Source organism: Bradyrhizobium sp. WCU1 (assembly GCF_053474805.1).
Genome location: NZ_CM130280.1, coordinates 5,801,301 through 5,817,835, shown reverse-complemented (window position 1 = coordinate 5,817,835; position 16,535 = coordinate 5,801,301). Strand labels below are relative to the sequence as shown.

The window sequence follows — 16,535 nt, the reverse complement described above, 5'->3', positions numbered from 1 at the left end:
GCCATGTCTGGGAGACCCCAATGAATCTCTATTCTCGTTTGCTCGCCGGCGTCGGCACGGTCTTGCTGGCCGCTTCCACATCAACGGCTTCTGCCCAGGAGAAGATCACGCTGCGTCTTGCCGACAGCCTGCCCTCCGGTCACGTGATCCATGAGCTCGTCGGCAAGCCGTTCTCAGAGCTCGTGACCAAGCTGACCAATGGTCAAGTCACCTTCCAGCATTTCCCGGCCGAGCAGCTCGGCAAGGCCAAGGACATGGCCCAGCTCACCGCGCTCGGCGTCGCCGACGTCTCCTACATCGTGCCGTCCTATTCGTCCGACAAATTTCCTCTGACGGCGGTCGCCGAGTTGCCCGGCATCTTCGACAATGAATGCCAGGGCTCGCTTGCCTTCTACAAGGTCTCGCACAATGGCGGCATCCTGGAGACCAGGGAGTTCGCACCCAACCAGCTTCGGCCGCTGGTGACGCTGGCGCTGCCGGCGTATCAGGTGCAGCTTGCGACCAGCCGTGAGATCAAGGCCGCAAAGGACCTCGAAGGCCTCAAGATCCGCACCACCGGCGGCGCGATGGATCTGATGATGCGCTCGATCGGCGGCGTACCGGTGCGGATGGCCGCGCCGGAAATCTATGAATCGCTGACCCGCGGCACGCTCGACGGGTTGATCTTCTCCTATCAGAGCTCGGCGTCCTACGACTTCGGCAAGTTGCTGAAATCCGGCACCGAGGGACTGAACTTCGGCACGGCGATCTTCACTTATTCGATCGGTGAGCTGAAGTTCAAGTCGCTGCCCGAGAACGTCCGCAAGGCGCTCGTCGAAGCCGGCGAGCAGACCACCCGCGAGGCCTGCAAGCGGTTCGAGGACGGCGAGAAGGCGGCAGCCGAAAAGATCAAGTCGCAAGGCATGAAGGTCATCAGCTTCGGCGCCGACGACAAGAAGGTGTTCGATACTGCCTTCAAGTCGGTAGCGCAGGACTGGGTGAAGGACGTCGACAAGCGCGGCAAGCCGGGCAGCGACGTGTTCAAGGCCTTCACCGAAGCGCTGGCGGCCGCCCATTGAGCGGGGCTTCGACGAGGGACGGATCATTTGCGCCGGTGGGCCCACTCGCCGGCGTCAGGATCATCGACCTCACCAGCGTCATGATGGGACCCTACGCGACGATGATCCTCGGCGACTACGGCGCCGACGTGATCAAGGTCGAGAGCCCTGATGGCGACGTGATGCGCCACGCCGCCCCGATGCGCCATCCCGGGATGGGCGCGATGTACCTGCAGGGCAACCGCAACAAGCGCTCGATCGCGCTGGACTTGAAGAAGGCGAGCGGCCGCGCGGTGCTGCTGCGGCTTGCTGCAGCGGCCGACGTGTTTGTCCACAACGTCCGTCCTGCGGCGATGGCGCGGCTGAAGCTTGGCGCCAGCGATCTTCTCGCAGCCAACCCACGGATCGTCTACGCCAGCCTGCACGGCTTCGGCGAGACTGGGCCCTATGCTGGACGGCCCGCCTATGACGACCTGATCCAGGGACTGACGGCGCTGCCCGCGCTCACCGGCCGGATCACCGGCGAGCCGCGCTACTCGCCGGCCACCATGGCCGACCGCATCGTCGGCCTCAACGCGGTCCATGCCATCCTGGCGGCACTGTTCCATCGTGAGCGCACCGGCGAAGGACAAGCCATCGAAATCCCGATGTTCGAGACCATGGCGCAGTTCGTGCTCGGCGATCACATGGCCGGCCGCAGCTTCGATCCGCCGATCGGACCGCCCGGCTACTCCCGTCTGCTGTCGCCCGACCGCCGGCCCTACCAGACCAGCGACGGCTACATCTGCGCGCTGGTCTATTCCGACAAGCAATGGAACGCATTTTTCGCCAAGATCGGCCTCGCCGACGAGGCCGACCGCGACCCGCGGCTGAACAGCATCTCGGCGCGCACGCGGAACTACGATTTCGTCTACGACTGGTTCTCGCAGATGATGAAGACCCGCAGCACCGCCGAATGGATGCACTTCTTCGCGGAGGCTGACATTCCGCACGCGCCGCTGCACGATCTCGACAGCTTGATCGACGATCCGCATCTGGCTGAGGTCGGATTGATCCAGTCGCTGGAACACCCAACCGAAGGCACGCTACGGGTCGCGGGTCCGGCCGCTACCTGGAGCAAGACGCCGCCGTCGATCCGGACCTATCCGCCGAACCTTGGCGAGCATGGCCGGGAGATCCTGCACGAGGCAGGACTTGCGGATGCGGAGATTGCCGCCCTCCTCAAGGAGGGCGCGCTGATCGAACCAGACCGCTGACTATTTCCTACGTGACGCCAAGATCTTCTCGGCGGCGCGCAGATGCGGCTTGTCCAGCATCTTGCCGTCCATCTTGGCGACTCCAGATGGATTATCGGCGAATGCAGCGATCACCCGCTCCGACCATGCGATCTCCTCGTCGGTCGGCATGAAGGCCGCATTGACGACGTCGACGTGCTTGGGATGGATCACGGCCTTGGCCAGAAAGCCGTCTTGCCGCGCGGCGATCGCCTCGGTCTTCAACGCGTCGAGATCGTTGATATCGGTGGCGATGGTGTCGATCGCGACCACGGCGGCCGCGGCCGCGCCGATCAAGCAAAGATCGCGGGCCAGGATGAAGGGCGAATGGTAGCGGCCGTCGGTCCTGTTGCGGGTTGCGCCAAGCGAAGCCGCGAGGTCTTCTGCGCCCCACATCATGCCCCAGAGCCGCGGGCTCATATTCTCGAAGTCGAGGATTTTCAGGACCGCCCGTGCCGTCTCGGTCGCGACCGTGATGATCCGCGTCGTGCCTTGCGCGATGCCGGAGGCCGCCTCGAACGCGTCGAGGTAGAGCGCGAGCTTGTTGACATCGGCAGCGCCGGCGCATTTCGGCAACACGATACCATCGGGCTTGCCGGGCATCACGGCGGCGAGGTCGCCGAGCGTCAGGTCGGTATCGAGCGCGTTGACGCGGATATAGAGCTTCTGCTCCGGATTGCGTGCATCGAGCATCTCGCGCGTGATCCCGCGCGCAACCACCTTCTGGTCGGGCGCGATGGAATCCTCGAGATCGAGGATCAACGCATCGGCCGCGGTCTTCTTCGCGCTCTCAAACTTCCGGGTGCTGTCGCCGGGAACGAACAGAAAAGATCGCATCGTTTACGCCTTCGGCTTGCAGTGCATCAGCCCGGTGCGTCGGCAGCTCGCCACCACCTCGCCGCGTTGGTTGGTCATGGTATGCTCGAATTCGACGATGCCCTGGGTCGGTCGCGACTTGCTGGCGCGCTTGCCGATGATCTTGGTATGCGCTTTCAAGGTATCGCCATGAAACACCGGCTTCGGAAACTTGACGTCGGTCATGCCGAGATTGCCGACCGTCGTGCCGAGCGTCGTGTCGTAAACACTCATTCCGATCATGATGCCGAGCGTGTAGAGGCTGTTGAACAGCCGCTGGCCGAATTCGGTCTTCTCGGAGAAATGCGCGTCGAGGTGCAGCGGCTGCGGGTTCATGGTCAGGAGGCTGAACATGGTGTTGTCCATCTCCGTCACGGTGCGGCTGAACTCGTGATGGAATTCCTGCCCGACCTCGAACTCTTCGAAATACAATCCAGCCATTTACCGTCCCTTGTAATTTGGCGTCCGCTTCTCGACGAACGCATTCAGCCCTTCCTGGCAGTCCTCCGTCGAGGCGACCACCACGAAGCTTTCCGCCGTGTTCTCCACCGAACGGCGGAAATCGGCGTCGACCGCGCGCATGAAGGCATCGCGGCCGATCTTCATCACGATCGGCGATTTCGTTGCCAGCTTCCCTGCGATCTCGCGAGCACGCTCCAGCGCCGTCCCCTTCGGCACCACCTCGCTGAGCAGGCCCATTCGATGGGCGGTCGCGGCATCGAAGGGCTCGCCGAGGAACAGGGGGCCGAACGCCTGGTGCTTGCCGACCAGTCGCGGTAACTGCACGAAATGGATCGCCGGGATCAGGCCGACGTCGATCTCGGGATAGCCGAAGGTCGAGCCGTCGCCCGCGACGATCATGTCGCAGGAGATCGCGATCGTCATGCCGCCGGCCCGCACCGCACCGTCGATCGCTGCGATCGTCGGCTTGCCCATGCGGTACTGCGTATCGTTCAGCGCGAAATACAGCCGCTCGAGGAACTTTTTGGTCTCGATCGCCGGCTTGCCCCTGACGATGTCGAGGTCGAGGCCGGCGCAAAACACCTTGTGGGCGCTGCTGATGATGACGGCGCGCACCGCGTCGTCATCGCGCGCCTTCGCCAGCGCCGCCAGCAACGCATCGATCAAGGGGATGCTGAGCGCGTTGACCGGCGCGCGATCCAGCACGATCTCCGCGATCCGGTTGCTGACCGAGTAACCAACGAGGTCCGTGCTCATGATGTTTTGCCTCCTGTCATCGCCCTGGCCTGCCGCACCGCGCCCGACATCAGCAAGCCGTCGATCTCCGCGGAGTCAAGTCCAGCTTCCATCAGCACAGCACGGCTGTCCTCTCCGACGTCCGGCGCGGGACAAAGATCATCCTCGGACAGGCTCGCGATCCCCGGCGTCCGCGGCGAATAGACCGCGCCGACACCGGGCGTATCCTGGCACACCGACGCCCTGGTCGCCTCGACGTGCGGATTGCGCAGCCATTCGCCGGGGTTGAGAATCCGCTCTGCGATGATATCGGCCGCGTGCAGCGCCTTGAGCCAGGCATCCGTCGGCTGGGTCAGGAACACCTCGCGCAGCTGCGGGATCAGCGTGTCCGCCGCGTCGGCGCGCCGGGCAAAGTCGGCGAAGCGCGGATCGCTTGCGAGATCCTCGCGCGCGATTGCACTGCACAGCCGCTTGTATTGCGGCTCGTTCACCAACGTCACCATCATCCAGCCGTCCTGCGTCTGGTAGGTGCCGGCCGGCACATTCAGCGCCCGCGGCGTGCCGCCCTCGAGGATGAACTCGGCGACCTTGTGCCCCAGCAGCGCGGACGTCGACTGGCAGAGATTGACGTCGATCCAGCGGCCGGTGCCGACCGTCGCGCGCGCGAACAGAGTCGTCGCGATGGCCTGGAATGCGTAGACGCCGGTGACGACGTCGGAAATGGTCGTACCGACCCGATGCGGCACGCCATCGGTGCCGACATTGACCGAGACCAGCCCGGAAAAGGCCTGCGCGACCGAATCCGAGCCCGGTCGCTTCGAGTACGGCCCACTCTGCCCGAAGCCGCTGACCGACAGATAGACCAGACCCTTATTGTCGCGCGACAGGCTCTCATAGCCGAGCCCGAGCCGCTCGGCGACGCCAGGTCGGAATCCCTCGATGAGCACGTCGGCCTCGCGTGCCAGCCGCTGGGCGACCGCGATCCCGTCCTTGTGCTTCAAGTCGAGGCACAGGCTGCGCTTTCCGCGGTTGTACACTGCCGACAGCGTCGTGTGATTGCCGTAGGTCGTGCCGAGATAGCGCGACCAGTCCCCCTCGGGCGGCTCGACCTTGATGACGTCGGCGCCATAGACCCCGAGCAGCATCGCGCAATAGGGCGAGGCGATCCCCTGCCCGAAATCGAGCACCTTCAGCCCGCGATACGGCGCCTCATGCGTCGGCGTCAACTTGCGTTCGCCCGCCATTTATCCTCCCACGTCTTACTAAGAGCCCTACAACGCCAGATAGCGCTGCCGGATGTTGTCGTTGGCCTTCAGCTCTTCGATGGAGGATGTGTAGACGATCTGCCCCTTGTCGATAACCGTCGCGTGGCTCGCAAGGCCAAGGCAAAAATGCATGTTCTGCTCGGCGATCAATACTGTGGCACCGGTGCCACGGAGCTGCCGCAGCAGCTCGCCGATGCGCTGCACGATGATCGGCGCCAGCCCCTCGCTCGGCTCGTCCAGCAGCAACAGCACCGGATTGCCCATCAGCGTGCGGGCGATCGCCAGCATTTGCTGCTCGCCGCCGGACAGCCTTCCCGCAATCCGATGCCGCAGCGGCTCCAGCAGTGGAAACACGTCGTAGACACGCCGGATCGACCATTCATCCTCGCCGTCAGGCCCCTTCTTCTGGCCGATCACGAGATTGTCCTCGACCGTGTGCTCGGGAAAGATCTGGCGATCCTCCGGCACGAAGCCGAGCCCGGCCCGCGCGATATGATGCGGCCGCATCCCCGACACCACCTGGCCACGGAGGCTCACCTTGCCTCGGCGCGCCGGTGCAAGGCCCATGATGGCCTTCATCGTGGTCGACTTGCCGGCGCCGTTGCGGCCGAGCAGCGCCATGGTCTCGCCCTTCCGTACGGAGAGGTCGACGCCGAACAGGATCTGGCTGGTGCCGTAATAGACGTTGAGGTTCTCGACCTGCACCACCGGCTGCGCGCTCATGCCACCACTCCCGCATGGTCGTCACTGCCGAGATAGGCCTCGATCACTGCTTCATTGCTGCGGATCACGTCCGGCGTCCCGGTCGCCAGGATCCGGCCGTAGCACAGCACGACGATTTTCGGCGCTATCTTGAACACGATGTCCATGTCGTGCTCGATGAACACGACCGTGATCTTCTGCTTCTCCCAGAGCTCGCGCACCTTGTCGATCATGCGCCAGCGTTCCTCGGTACCCATGCCCGCGGTCGGCTCGTCGAGCAGCAGAACCTTGGGCTCGAGCACCAGCGCGAGCGCGATATCGAGCAGCTTCTGGTCGCCATGCGACAGTGTCGCCGCGGTCATGTTGCGCTTGCCGGCAAGGCCAAGCAGCTCCATCGCATGCTCGGCGCGGTCGCGCGTCTCGGCCAGAGGGAAGCGGCGATGCATGACGCCGGCGCGGCGCTGATCGGCACAGACCGCGGCCAGCATCGTCTCCTCGACCGTCAGCGACGGGAAGATGCTCGCAACCTGGAAGGCGCGGCCGATGCCATGGCGCACGATCTCCGGCGGCGCCTTGCCCGCCAAGTCGATGCCATTGAGCAGGATCTGCCCGGCGTCCGGCCGCAGCGCCCCCGTGATCAGGTTGAAGAAGGTGCTCTTGCCGGCGCCGTTGGGGCCGATCACGGCGGTGAGCGAACCATCGGCAAAGTCGAGCGAGACGTTGTCGGTCGCCTTGACGCCGCCAAAGGATTTCGAGAGGGCCCGAATCTCCAGCATGGCTAACCGCGCCCCTCTCCGCGACGCTGCGCGAGCCGCTCGACGACAAAGTCCATCAGGCCCTTCCGCAAGCCGATGGCAAAGAACAGGATCACAATGCCGAGCACGATGCCGTGATACTCGGTCAAGCGCGTGACGGTGTCGTTGAGGATCAAGAGCAGCACCGTGCCGACCATTGGCCCGAGGAAGGTGGTCACGCCGCCGAGCATGTTGATGAAGATACCTTCACCGGAGACCGTCCAGTAGGCGAATTCGGGATAGGCGCCGGAGACGAACAGCGCCATGATCATGCCGCCGGTCGCGGCGAACAACGCCGCCAGCACAAAGATCGTCAACTTCGCGCGCCAGACATCGATGCCGATGAAGCTCGCCCGCGTGGCGTTGTCGCGGATCATGCGCAGCGTGTAGCCGAACGGCGACTGCGCGATCTGGCGCATCAGCAGCAGCCCGATCACCAGTAGCGCGCAGCTCGTGATGTAGAGATGCAGATGGTTGGACAGGTCGATGCCGAGAAACGGCGGCCGCGGGATGCCGCCGCGCAGGCCCTGGTCGCCACCGGTCAGCGATTGCCATGACAGGATGGTCGAGTGGATCAGCATCTGGAACGCGAGCGTGACGAAGGCGAAGTAGATCTCCTTCAGCCGCACGCAGATCGCGCCGATGACGACGGCGACCAAGAAGGTCATCGCCAGCGTCGCGACGAAAGCCACCGGGATCGGGACGCCGGTCTTCTGCATCATCAGGCCGAAGCCATAGGCGCCGAGGCCGAAGAACATGCCGTGCCCGAACGAGATCAGTCCGGTGTAGCCGACCAGGAGATTGAGCGACGTCGCGAACAGTCCGTAGGCCGCGCAGCGGATCACGAAATCGAGCAGCTGTTTGCTGCTGAACACCATTGGCAGCAGCGCCAGCAGGGCAAAGGCGATCAGCGCGATCAGCACGTCGCGATAGCGCTGCGGCCTGGCGTCGATCCGAGGCACCTTGAGGGGCTGCGCGCCCTCTCCGGCCTGCAACTCGGTCATGCGACCTCCTTGCCGAACAGGCCGGTCGGACGCGACACCAGCACAATCACCATGAAGAGGTACATCAGCCCCTCGGTGAACAGCGGAAAGCCGAGCGAGCCGAACGAGCGGATCAAGCCGATCAGCAGCGCACCGATCAGGGCGCCCAGGATCGAGCCCATGCCGCCGATCACGGTGACGATGAAGGACTCGATCAGAACCGAGAAACCCATGCCCGGCGTCAGCGAACGCACCGGCGCGGCCAGAGCTCCGGCCAACCCCGCCAGCATGCCGCCGAGCGCGAACACGCCGCCGTAGATCAGCCCGGTGTTGATGCCGAGTGCCGAGACCATGCCGGGATTATGCGCCGCCGCGCGGATCACCTTGCCGATCCGGGAACGCGCCAGTCCCAGTCCGAGAACCGCGGCCGCTGCGAGCGCCACGCCGATCAGCAACAGGTAATACGGCGGCACCACGCCGCCGGCGATGAAGAGCGGCGGAACCTGGAACGCGGCCGGCATGCCCATCGACTTGAATTCAGGTCCCCAGATCATGCGGACGACGTCGTCGAAGATCAGCACGAAGGCGTAGCAGACCAACAACTGCATCAACACGTCGCGGCCGTAGACCCGGCTCATGAATACGCGCTCGAAGATCAGGCCGAGGATCGCGGTGCCGGCGGCGCCAGCCAGGATCGACAGCGCGAAGCTGCCGGTGAGCTGATAGGCCGTCATCGCGAAATAGGCGCCGAACATATAGAAGGCGCCGTGGCTGAAATTGACCACCTTGAGCACGCCGAAAATCAGGGTCAGCCCGACGGCGACGAGAAACAGCAGCATGCCGATGATCAGCCCGCTGGTGGTCTGGGTCACCAGGCAAGCGGGGCTGACGAAGCAACTGGCAAGCGCGTCGAGGTCCACGGGAATCATCCATTACGGCGGGCCGCAACGCCGGCGCGCGACAAACATCAAATGGGAGGCGGAGGCAGTCGAGTGCGCCTCCGCCCCGCATGCGGGTCAGGTGTAGCCCTTACTCTTCTTCCACTCGGCTTCGAGTTCGAAGATGGTCTTCCAGTCACCGGCCTTCATATCGAGCACGTAGGGCTCCTGCGGGATCGTGGTGCCCCAGCCGATCGCGTAGCCAACCAGCGTGCGGTCGTCGGCGCGCATGGTGACGGTGCCATCGGCGCCGAACGGGCACTTGATGGTCAGTCCGGTCAGGACCTCGGCGAGCTTCTTGCCGTCGGTCGAATTGGCCTTCTTGGCCGCCTCATTGAGGAACATGACCGCGGTCGCGTTCTGCCACGACCAGTTGGTCGGGTATTCGTTGTACTTCGACTTGTAGGCATCGCCCCAGGCGGCATTCTCCGGCGTCGGCGGGAAGGTCTTGATGTAGCGGTCGCCGGAATGGATGCCCTTGGGCAGGTTCTTCACCACCGTGAGCGCGGTGTAGTCGGCCATGTTGACCGCGAACACCTCCATCTGGGTGAACAGCGCGTAGATGTTGGCCTGATCGATGTAGGAGGTGAGATCGCCGCCCCACAGGCACGAATACATCGCCTGCGGCTTGGCCTGCAGGATCTTGGTCACGACCTCGGTGTAGTCGGGCTGGAACAGCTTCGGCCAGGACTCGCTGATGATCTCGACGTCAGGCGCGAACTTCTTCAGGTACAGCACGAACTCGCCGGTGGTATCGCGGCCATAGGCATAGTCGGGCGAGCAGGTCGCCCACTTCTTCAGCCCCTTGGCCTTGGCGATGCCTGCCGCGTAACCCGCACCGATGATCGAGTCGTGGATGCCCTGCCGCACGCAGCGGAAGGCGTTCGGAATGTGCTGCTTCGGATCAGCCGTCAGCGACGATGCTTCCGAGCAGGTATGGATGCAGAGCACGCCGAGATCACGCGCGACCTCGTGAACTGCGAACGATCCCGATGACGCCTCGCCGTCGAGCAGCATCTCGCAGCCGTCGGTGTTGACGAGCTCGCGCGCGATCCGCGCGGCTTCTTGCGGCTGCCCTTTGGAATCGCGGATCACCATCTCGATCTGCCGTCCGGCAAGGCCGCCGGCCGCATTGACCTTCTCGACTTCCAGCATCACCGCGTTGCGCGAGGATGTGCCGAGCTGCGCGACGCGCCCCGACAGAATCGTCGGCATGCCGATCTTGATCGTCTTGGCCTGCGCGCGCGCCACCCATGGCGCAGCAAAGGTCGCCGCACCGGCGCCCATGAACGCAAGCGTCGCGCGCCGGCTGATGCCCGGTTTCCGGGTCCTGTTCATATTCCCCTCCCTATCGGGTTCGCGTTCCCAAAATCCCTGTCGGAGATCGTGCCGTCTCCGTGACCGCGATGTTTTCAGAGCAAGGGGGGTGACGTCAAGCCAAAGATGAATTACGAGTCATAATTCATCCAGGGAGAAAACCGGCGCCGGAATCGGCCCGACGGACGCAAATGATCAATCTTTCCAGCTTCATCGCATTCCATGCCAGGCGGACTCCGGATCGCTGTGCGCTGAAATATCGCGGCGAGAACGTCTCTTATGCGGATTTTGACCTGCGCATCCGCCAGGTCGGCAGCTGGCTCGTGTCATGCGGGATTGCGCCGGGCGATGTCGTCGCGGTGCTGATGAAGAACAGCACCTCCTTTCTCGAGCTGGTGTTTGCAACAAGCCATATCGGCGCGGTGTTCCTGCCGATCAACTATCGGCTGTCGGCCGATGAGGTCGGCTACATCGTCGGCAATTCCGGCGCGCGGCTGCTGGTCGCCGACGAGGAATTTGCCGCGATCGTAACCGGCGGCGCGCCGGTGGTGCTGCTGGGTGAAGTCGCGCAGTCCAGCGTCACCAACCTCGCGCCCGACATCGCGCCGGCACCGATCCATGTGCGGCAGCCACGCGATTTAATGCGGCTGATGTACACCTCGGGCACGACTGATCGCCCCAAGGGCGTGATGCTCACCTACGAGAACATTTACTGGAAATCCGCCGACCAGACGCTGGTGCTCGGGCTTAACTCCGAGACGCGGCTGCTCGTGGTCGGCCCGCTCTACCATGTCGGCGCGCTCGACCTGCCAGGCATCGCCGTACTCTGGCATGGCGGCATGCTGTGCATTCATCGCAACTTCGAGCCCGAACCGGCGCTCGCCGCGATCGAGCGCGAGAAACTGAACGCCGCGTGGTTTGCGCCGGTCATGACAACGGCGCTGCTCACCTGCCCAAACCGCGAACGCTACGATGTCGCCAGCCTGCAATGGGCGATCGGCGGCGGCGAGAAGACGCCTGAGGTCCGCATCCGCGCCTTCTCGGACTATTTCAGGAATGCGCGCTACATCGATGCCTACGGCCTCACCGAAAGCTGCGGCGGCGACACTTTCATGGATGCCGGCCGCGAGATCGAGAAGATCGGTTCGACCGGCCGCGCCATCGCCCATGTCGAGATCGAAATCCGCGACGACGCCGGCAAGCGCCTGCCGGCCGGCCGCAATGGCGAGATCTGCCTGCGCGGTCCGAAGGTGACGCAGGGTTACTGGAAAGATCCCGAGAAGACCGCGTCCGCCTTCTTCGGCGACTGGTTCCGCACCGGCGACATCGGCTATCTCGATGAAGACGGCTTCCTCTATCTGACCGATCGCAAGAAGGACATGATCATCTCCGGCGGCGAGAACATCGCCTCCTCCGAGGTCGAGCGCGTCATCTACGAAATGCCTGTAGTGCGCGAGGTCGCGGTGATCGGCTTGCCGGACGAACGCTGGGGCGAGAAGCCGGTCGCCATCGTGGTTCTGGCCGACGATGCCAGGCTCGATCTGTCTGATCTGATCGATTTCTGCCGCGCACGACTCGCTGCCTTCAAGGTGCCGAGGCAACTCATCCTCCGCGACAGCCTGCCGCGCAATCCATCCGGCAAGGTTCTCAAACGCGTGCTCCGCGCCGAACTCGAGGCCACCGCATGACACAAGCGACATCCGCCAAGGTGACGAAGCTCAACCGGGTCGAGCGCAACGCCTGGACCAAGCAGAAGATTTTCGACGCCGCGACCAAGGTGGTCGGCAAATACGGCTATGCCGAAGCCTCGGTTGCCCGTATCACCGAAGCCGCCGGCGTCGCGCAGGGCACCTTCTACAATCATTTCGAAAACCGGCAGGAGCTGCTCGATCAGCTGCTGCCGAAGATCGGCCTCGACATGGTCCGCTTCATCCATGCGCGCACCGGCACCGCCAGCGAAGCCCGGCAGGAGATCGAGCGCTTCAGCGCCTTCTTTGATTTCATCCGCGAGGTGCCGGAGTTCCTGCGCATCCTCAATGAAGCCGAGTTCTTCGCACCGACCGGGTACCAGAAGCACTTTGACAACATCTCGAATGCCTATGTCCGGATCCTCCAGCGTGCGCGCGCTGCCGGCGCTACCAACACATTCAGCGACGAGGAATTCGAGGCCGTCGTCCAGGTCCTGATGGGCGCGCGCGGCTATCTCAGCCGGCGCTATTCCTACTCCGAGCAAGGCGTTACCGCCGTGCCCGACTATGTCATCACGGCCTACCAGAAGCTGGTCACGCATGGCCTGTTCAACAGCAACGTAGGGAAGAAGCGATGAGCGCTGACGGCACCATCCTCATCACCGGCGGCAGCCGCGGCATCGGCGCTGCAACCGCAACGCTGCTTGCCGATCAGGGGCATCGCGTCGTCATCGTTGACATCGCGCCCGAGCCATTGGAGGGGACCAGCGCTATTCTTTGGCCCGCGCCATTCGACGTCGCAAGCGAGAGCGCCGTCGTCGCTGGAATCACCGACATCGAGAAGGCGCACGGACCGATCTCCGGTCTCGTCAACGCAGCAGGCGTGTTCGGCAAGATGCATACGATCGAGCGGGTGCGGATGGAGCAATGGGACCGCGAAGTCAATATCGACCTGCGCGGCACCTTCCTGGTCGCGCGCAGCGTCGGCATCGGCATGGCGAAGCGGCGACGCGGCGCGATCGTCAACGTCGCTTCGGTGGCCGGCATGACGTCGGGGCCGATCCACGCCTATACCGCGGCGAAGGCCGGCGTCATCCAGATCACCCAGACGCTCGCCGCCGAATGGGGCCGGACCGGCGTCCGCGTCAATGCGGTGTCCCCCGGCTTCACCCGCACGGCCGCGCTCGAAGCCGGCATCGCGTCGGGCGCCCTGAACAAGGACCTGCTCGCCAGCCCGACGGCGATGAACCGGCTGGTCGAGCCGATGGAAGTGGCGCAGGCGATCGCCTGGCTGCTCTCGCCGCAGAGCAGCGGCGTGACCGGCATCAACCTCCCGGTCGATGCCGGCTACATCGCGGGTACCACATGGGCGGCCTATGGCGGCCTGCCCGAAGCTCCACGCAGCTGAGGACAACGCATGAATATCGAGCTTCCGCGCCAACGCCTCGACCTGTCCTCCGCCATCGCCGAGGGCGATATCCGCGTGCTGCTGATGGTGCTGGTGCACATGACCGGTGACGAGAAGTGGCTCGAGCCGCCCTACAAGCCGAAGCGCGACGTCCGCCTGATCCCCGACCCGGACGCCGGCGTGCCGAAAGAGATCCAGGACGAGATCCGCGCGGCGGTCCTGAACTTGTTCGCGAACGGTGCGCCGAAGCCCGTCATCACCGATCCCGGCAATGAGCTGATGCTGCGGATGATGCGCGCGACGCTGGGCGAGAACGTCGCACCGGAATATGCACCGCTGATGCGGGAGGAGATGGGCTTCGTTCCCCGCGATGCACGCTGGCGTGCGCGCCCCTCCGACGAGAGATTGGCGCGGCAGCATGTGCTGATCGTCGGCGCCGGGGTCTGCGCGATCGCGCTCGGCGTTGCGCTCGGGCGACTCGGCATTCCCTACACGATCGTCGAGAAGCAGGACGAGATCGGCGGCACCTGGTACGTCAACCGCTATCCCGGCTGCGGCGTCGATACGCCGAACCACTCGTATTCGTTTTCCTTCGGCGCCCGCAATCCATGGACCCGCTATTTCGCGCAGCGCCAGGAATTGCTGGATTATCTGCTCAAGGTCGTGCGCGAACACGACATCCGCAGGCACGTCCGCCTCTCGACCGAGCTGGTCGCTTCACACTGGGACGAAGGCAACCGCCGCTGGATCTCGACGCTGAGGACGGCGAACGGTGAACAGACCTTCGAATCCACCGTGCTGGTCAGCGCGATCGGCCAGCTCAACGATCCCCAGCCCGCCCGCTTCAATGACGACGAGGATTTCGGCGGTCTCAAGGTCCACTCGGCGCTGTGGTCCGACGACATCAAGCTCGATGGCAAGCATGTCGCCGTGATCGGCACCGGCGCCACCGCGATGCAGCTGGTGCCTTCGATCGCGGACCGTGTCGCCTCGGTCACCGTCTACCAGCGTACCGCGCAGTGGGCGCGGCCGGTGAAGGGCTATTCCGATCCGATCAGCGAAGGCGCGCAGTGGCTGCTGGCGCATCTGCCGTTTTATGTGCAGTGGTATCGCTTCAACATGTTCTGGCGCTACGGCGACGGGCTGCTGCCGTTCCTGCGCAAGGATCCGGCCTGGCCACATCCAGATCGCGCCGTCAACAAGGGCAACGACCGGCATCGCCAGGAACTAGCCGACTTCATCCTCTCCGAGCTGAAGGATCGTCCCGATTTGATCGAGAAGTGCATGCCGACCTATCCGCCCTACGGCAAGCGCATCCTGCTCGATAACAACTGGTTCAAGACACTGACCAAGCCGAATGTCGAGCTGGTCACCGACAAGATCGACCGCTTTGCAGCCAACGGGATCGTCACCGCCGACGGCACAACGCGGCAGCACGAGATCATCGTGATCTCGACCGGCTTCAAGGTCTCCGAGATGGCGGCGCGTCTCAACATCACCGGACGCGAGGGCAAGAACCTGAAGCAGGTCTGGAGCCATGACAATCCGACCGCCTATCTCGGTCTCACCGTGCCCGACTTCCCTAACCTGTTTCTGATGCTAGGCCCGAACTCGGGACCCGCGCATGGCGGCAGCGTGATCTTCCAGTCGGAGTGCCAGAGCCGCTACATCTCTGCCTGTCTGGTCGAGATGATCGAGAACGACATCGCGGCGATCGACGTCGATCCCGCCGCGCATGACGAATACATCCGCAATGTCGATGCCGAGCATGAGCAATTGATCTGGACGCATCCGGGCATGACGACCTACTACCGCAACAGTCGCGGCCGGGTGTTCTCGGCGATGCCGTGGCGGTTCGTCGATTACTGGAAAATGACGCATGATCCCGACTTCACGCAGTATCGAAAAACCAAGGCGCGACAGGAAACCTGACCTGAATTCTCTTACGCGTTAACTTGACAGCAGGCCACAACTGCCGCAGCATTTGGCTGACTGCACCTGTTGGGGTGCTGGAGCGCCTGCTCCTCGCGTCGCAGGAATTGGCGGACGATTATGGGATCGGCCGCCAGGCAGCAGAAGCGGACAGATGTCCGTCGGCCCACCCTTGGAGAGGAGCATGACGCCACCGGCGAAAGCCAGCGACCTTGCTCAGCGGCAAGGTCTCGGTGCACGTTGAGGCGATAGCAGCTGCTAGCCGCGTGCGCTGCCGACAATCTGAACATATCCGCAGGACGAGAGCGCAAAGGCCAAGCGCTCTTGGATCCCGAAACACCACTGGTCTATACCAGATATCCTTCGCTAAAACGAAGTGGCAGGACCCCGCGATGCTTGAATGCACCGGGGTCCATTCGTTTGCGCGGCGCATCCCCTTCATCACGTCGCATTGCGCGATCGCACTGGATCAGGAACAATTGTCCTGACGGGGTGAGGAACGCTGATGGAAAAGCCGAAGGTCAGGATCTACACCGACTACAAATCTCCTTACGCTTATGTCGCCAACAAGCGGCTGTTCGAGCTCGAGAACATCTGCGGCGTCGAACTGGAATGGCTGCCCTACACGCTGCGCATTCCCGAATTCATGGGCACGGTCGAAGGGCGCACGCCGCATTTCTGGCGCAAGGTGCGCTACTCCTACATGGATGCGCGGCGGTTCGCCAATGCGCAGGGACTGACCATGAAGGGCCCGCGCCGGATCTACGATGCCTTCTATTCAAGCGCCGGGATGCTGTTCGCGCAGCGCCATGGGCTGTTCCGGCCCTATCACGACACGGTTTTCCAGAGGTTCTGGAACCATGAACTGGAGATCGACGAATTGTCGGAGATTGCCGGCGTGATTGCCGCGATCGGCGGTTCTGCCGACGCGTTCGAGGCCTATGTCAACGGCCCTGCCCGCGCCGAGCACGATCGCATCATCGACGAGGCCGAAGCGCTCGGCGTGTTTGGCGTTCCCAGCATGGTGTTCAACGGGGAACTGTTCTGGGGCGGCGACCGCATCGACCTGCTGATCGAACGGATCAGAAATCCGGGATCGATCGCACTCGCGCTCGGGAGCAGACACCGAACTTAAGCTCACGCTG

At 63.8% G+C, this 16,535-nt stretch carries 16 protein-coding genes; 7 read left to right on the top strand and 9 right to left on the bottom strand.

Translation table 11 applies throughout. The features are described from left to right. Positions 1-20 precede the first annotated feature (20 nt). Together ACTUWL_RS27050 and ACTUWL_RS27045 are read left to right on the top strand one after the other, a co-directional pair. The gene (locus tag ACTUWL_RS27050) at positions 21-1,058 is read left to right on the top strand and encodes a TRAP transporter substrate-binding protein (RefSeq protein WP_021080339.1); all 1,038 of its coding nucleotides are present in this window, start codon (positions 21-23) and stop codon (positions 1,056-1,058) included. Positions 1,059-1,093: 35 nt separating this feature from the next. Beyond that, entirely contained in the window at positions 1,094-2,293 is a 1,200-nt protein-coding gene (locus tag ACTUWL_RS27045) for a CaiB/BaiF CoA transferase family protein (RefSeq protein ID WP_021080338.1), read from the top strand. On the opposite strand, the gene ACTUWL_RS27040 is transcribed toward ACTUWL_RS27045, so the two are convergent. The 9 genes from ACTUWL_RS27040 to ACTUWL_RS27000 all read right to left on the bottom strand — a co-directional run bounded on the left by ACTUWL_RS27040 (position 2,294) and on the right by ACTUWL_RS27000 (position 10,383). Further along, positions 2,294-3,148, bottom strand: coding sequence for an HpcH/HpaI aldolase/citrate lyase family protein (locus ACTUWL_RS27040; protein WP_021080337.1), 855 nt, complete (start codon positions 3,146-3,148; stop codon positions 2,294-2,296). A gap of 3 nt (positions 3,149-3,151) precedes the next feature. Beyond that, positions 3,152-3,607, bottom strand: a complete 456-nt coding sequence (locus ACTUWL_RS27035; protein ID WP_021080336.1) for a MaoC family dehydratase — start codon at positions 3,605-3,607, stop codon at positions 3,152-3,154. Continuing rightward, positions 3,608-4,384 (bottom strand): enoyl-CoA hydratase/isomerase family protein, encoded by a 777-nt coding sequence (locus tag ACTUWL_RS27030; RefSeq protein ID WP_021080335.1) that lies wholly within the window; start codon positions 4,382-4,384, stop codon positions 3,608-3,610. Beyond that, positions 4,381-5,607 (bottom strand): CaiB/BaiF CoA transferase family protein, encoded by a 1,227-nt coding sequence (locus ACTUWL_RS27025; RefSeq protein WP_021080334.1) that lies wholly within the window; start codon positions 5,605-5,607, stop codon positions 4,381-4,383. Before ACTUWL_RS27025 ends, ACTUWL_RS27030 begins: the two co-directional genes overlap by 4 nt. A gap of 27 nt (positions 5,608-5,634) precedes the next feature. Beyond that, positions 5,635-6,351, bottom strand: a complete 717-nt coding sequence (locus tag ACTUWL_RS27020; RefSeq protein ID WP_021080333.1) for an ABC transporter ATP-binding protein — start codon at positions 6,349-6,351, stop codon at positions 5,635-5,637. Further along, the gene (locus ACTUWL_RS27015) at positions 6,348-7,106 is read right to left on the bottom strand and encodes an ABC transporter ATP-binding protein (RefSeq protein WP_021080332.1); all 759 of its coding nucleotides are present in this window, start codon (positions 7,104-7,106) and stop codon (positions 6,348-6,350) included. The genes ACTUWL_RS27020 and ACTUWL_RS27015 overlap by 4 nt, the downstream gene beginning before the upstream one ends. Positions 7,107-7,108: 2 nt before the next feature. After that, positions 7,109-8,128 carry a branched-chain amino acid ABC transporter permease gene (locus ACTUWL_RS27010; protein WP_021080331.1) on the bottom strand — a complete coding sequence of 340 codons (1,020 nt, stop codon included), beginning with the start codon at positions 8,126-8,128 and terminating at the stop codon, positions 7,109-7,111. Further along, entirely contained in the window at positions 8,125-9,027 is a 903-nt protein-coding gene (locus ACTUWL_RS27005) for a branched-chain amino acid ABC transporter permease (RefSeq protein WP_035652286.1), read from the bottom strand. The genes ACTUWL_RS27010 and ACTUWL_RS27005 overlap by 4 nt, the downstream gene beginning before the upstream one ends. Positions 9,028-9,123: 96 nt before the next feature. Then, positions 9,124-10,383, bottom strand: coding sequence for an ABC transporter substrate-binding protein (locus ACTUWL_RS27000; protein WP_021080329.1), 1,260 nt, complete (start codon positions 10,381-10,383; stop codon positions 9,124-9,126). 170 nt (positions 10,384-10,553) lie between these two features. Here ACTUWL_RS27000 and ACTUWL_RS26995 point away from each other — a divergent pair, with 170 nt between their 5' ends. The 5 genes from ACTUWL_RS26995 to ACTUWL_RS26975 all read left to right on the top strand — a co-directional run bounded on the left by ACTUWL_RS26995 (position 10,554) and on the right by ACTUWL_RS26975 (position 16,525). Continuing rightward, a complete protein-coding gene (locus tag ACTUWL_RS26995; protein WP_021080328.1) occupies positions 10,554-12,050 on the top strand; it encodes an AMP-binding protein in 1,497 nt (498 codons plus the stop codon). After that, on the top strand, positions 12,047-12,688 hold the full coding sequence (locus ACTUWL_RS26990) for a TetR/AcrR family transcriptional regulator (protein ID WP_021080327.1): 642 nt from the start codon (positions 12,047-12,049) through the stop codon (positions 12,686-12,688). Before ACTUWL_RS26995 ends, ACTUWL_RS26990 begins: the two co-directional genes overlap by 4 nt. Then, positions 12,685-13,458, top strand: a complete 774-nt coding sequence (locus ACTUWL_RS26985; protein WP_021080326.1) for an SDR family NAD(P)-dependent oxidoreductase — start codon at positions 12,685-12,687, stop codon at positions 13,456-13,458. Before ACTUWL_RS26990 ends, ACTUWL_RS26985 begins: the two co-directional genes overlap by 4 nt. 9 nt (positions 13,459-13,467) lie before the next feature. Then, positions 13,468-15,390: a flavin-containing monooxygenase gene (locus tag ACTUWL_RS26980; RefSeq protein ID WP_021080325.1), complete on the top strand. Its 1,923-nt coding sequence runs from the start codon at positions 13,468-13,470 to the stop codon at positions 15,388-15,390. Between the two features lie 505 nt (positions 15,391-15,895). After that, a complete protein-coding gene (locus ACTUWL_RS26975) occupies positions 15,896-16,525 on the top strand; it encodes a 2-hydroxychromene-2-carboxylate isomerase (protein WP_021080324.1) in 630 nt (209 codons plus the stop codon). Positions 16,526-16,535: the final 10 nt, after the last annotated feature.

Excerpts from the sequence above, each read along its gene's own strand:
- ACTUWL_RS27010 (WP_021080331.1), bottom strand. The coding sequence starts at position 8,128 with ATGACCGAGTTGCAGGCCGGAGAGGGCGCGCAGCCCCTCAAGGTGCCT.
- ACTUWL_RS26990 (WP_021080327.1), top strand. The coding sequence starts at position 12,047 with ATGACACAAGCGACATCCGCCAAGGTGACGAAGCTCAACCGGGTCGAG.
- ACTUWL_RS27025 (WP_021080334.1), bottom strand. The coding sequence starts at position 5,607 with ATGGCGGGCGAACGCAAGTTGACGCCGACGCATGAGGCGCCGTATCGC.
- ACTUWL_RS27035 (WP_021080336.1), bottom strand. The coding sequence starts at position 3,607 with ATGGCTGGATTGTATTTCGAAGAGTTCGAGGTCGGGCAGGAATTCCAT.
- ACTUWL_RS26985 (WP_021080326.1), top strand. The coding sequence starts at position 12,685 with ATGAGCGCTGACGGCACCATCCTCATCACCGGCGGCAGCCGCGGCATC.
- ACTUWL_RS26975 (WP_021080324.1), top strand. The coding sequence starts at position 15,896 with ATGGAAAAGCCGAAGGTCAGGATCTACACCGACTACAAATCTCCTTAC.
- ACTUWL_RS27020 (WP_021080333.1), bottom strand. The coding sequence starts at position 6,351 with ATGAGCGCGCAGCCGGTGGTGCAGGTCGAGAACCTCAACGTCTATTAC.
- ACTUWL_RS27040 (WP_021080337.1), bottom strand. The coding sequence starts at position 3,148 with ATGCGATCTTTTCTGTTCGTTCCCGGCGACAGCACCCGGAAGTTTGAG.
- ACTUWL_RS27050 (WP_021080339.1), top strand. The coding sequence starts at position 21 with ATGAATCTCTATTCTCGTTTGCTCGCCGGCGTCGGCACGGTCTTGCTG.
- ACTUWL_RS27015 (WP_021080332.1), bottom strand. The coding sequence starts at position 7,106 with ATGCTGGAGATTCGGGCCCTCTCGAAATCCTTTGGCGGCGTCAAGGCG.
- ACTUWL_RS27000 (WP_021080329.1), bottom strand. The coding sequence starts at position 10,383 with ATGAACAGGACCCGGAAACCGGGCATCAGCCGGCGCGCGACGCTTGCG.
- ACTUWL_RS27030 (WP_021080335.1), bottom strand. The coding sequence starts at position 4,384 with ATGAGCACGGACCTCGTTGGTTACTCGGTCAGCAACCGGATCGCGGAG.
- ACTUWL_RS26980 (WP_021080325.1), top strand. The coding sequence starts at position 13,468 with ATGAATATCGAGCTTCCGCGCCAACGCCTCGACCTGTCCTCCGCCATC.
- ACTUWL_RS26995 (WP_021080328.1), top strand. The coding sequence starts at position 10,554 with ATGATCAATCTTTCCAGCTTCATCGCATTCCATGCCAGGCGGACTCCG.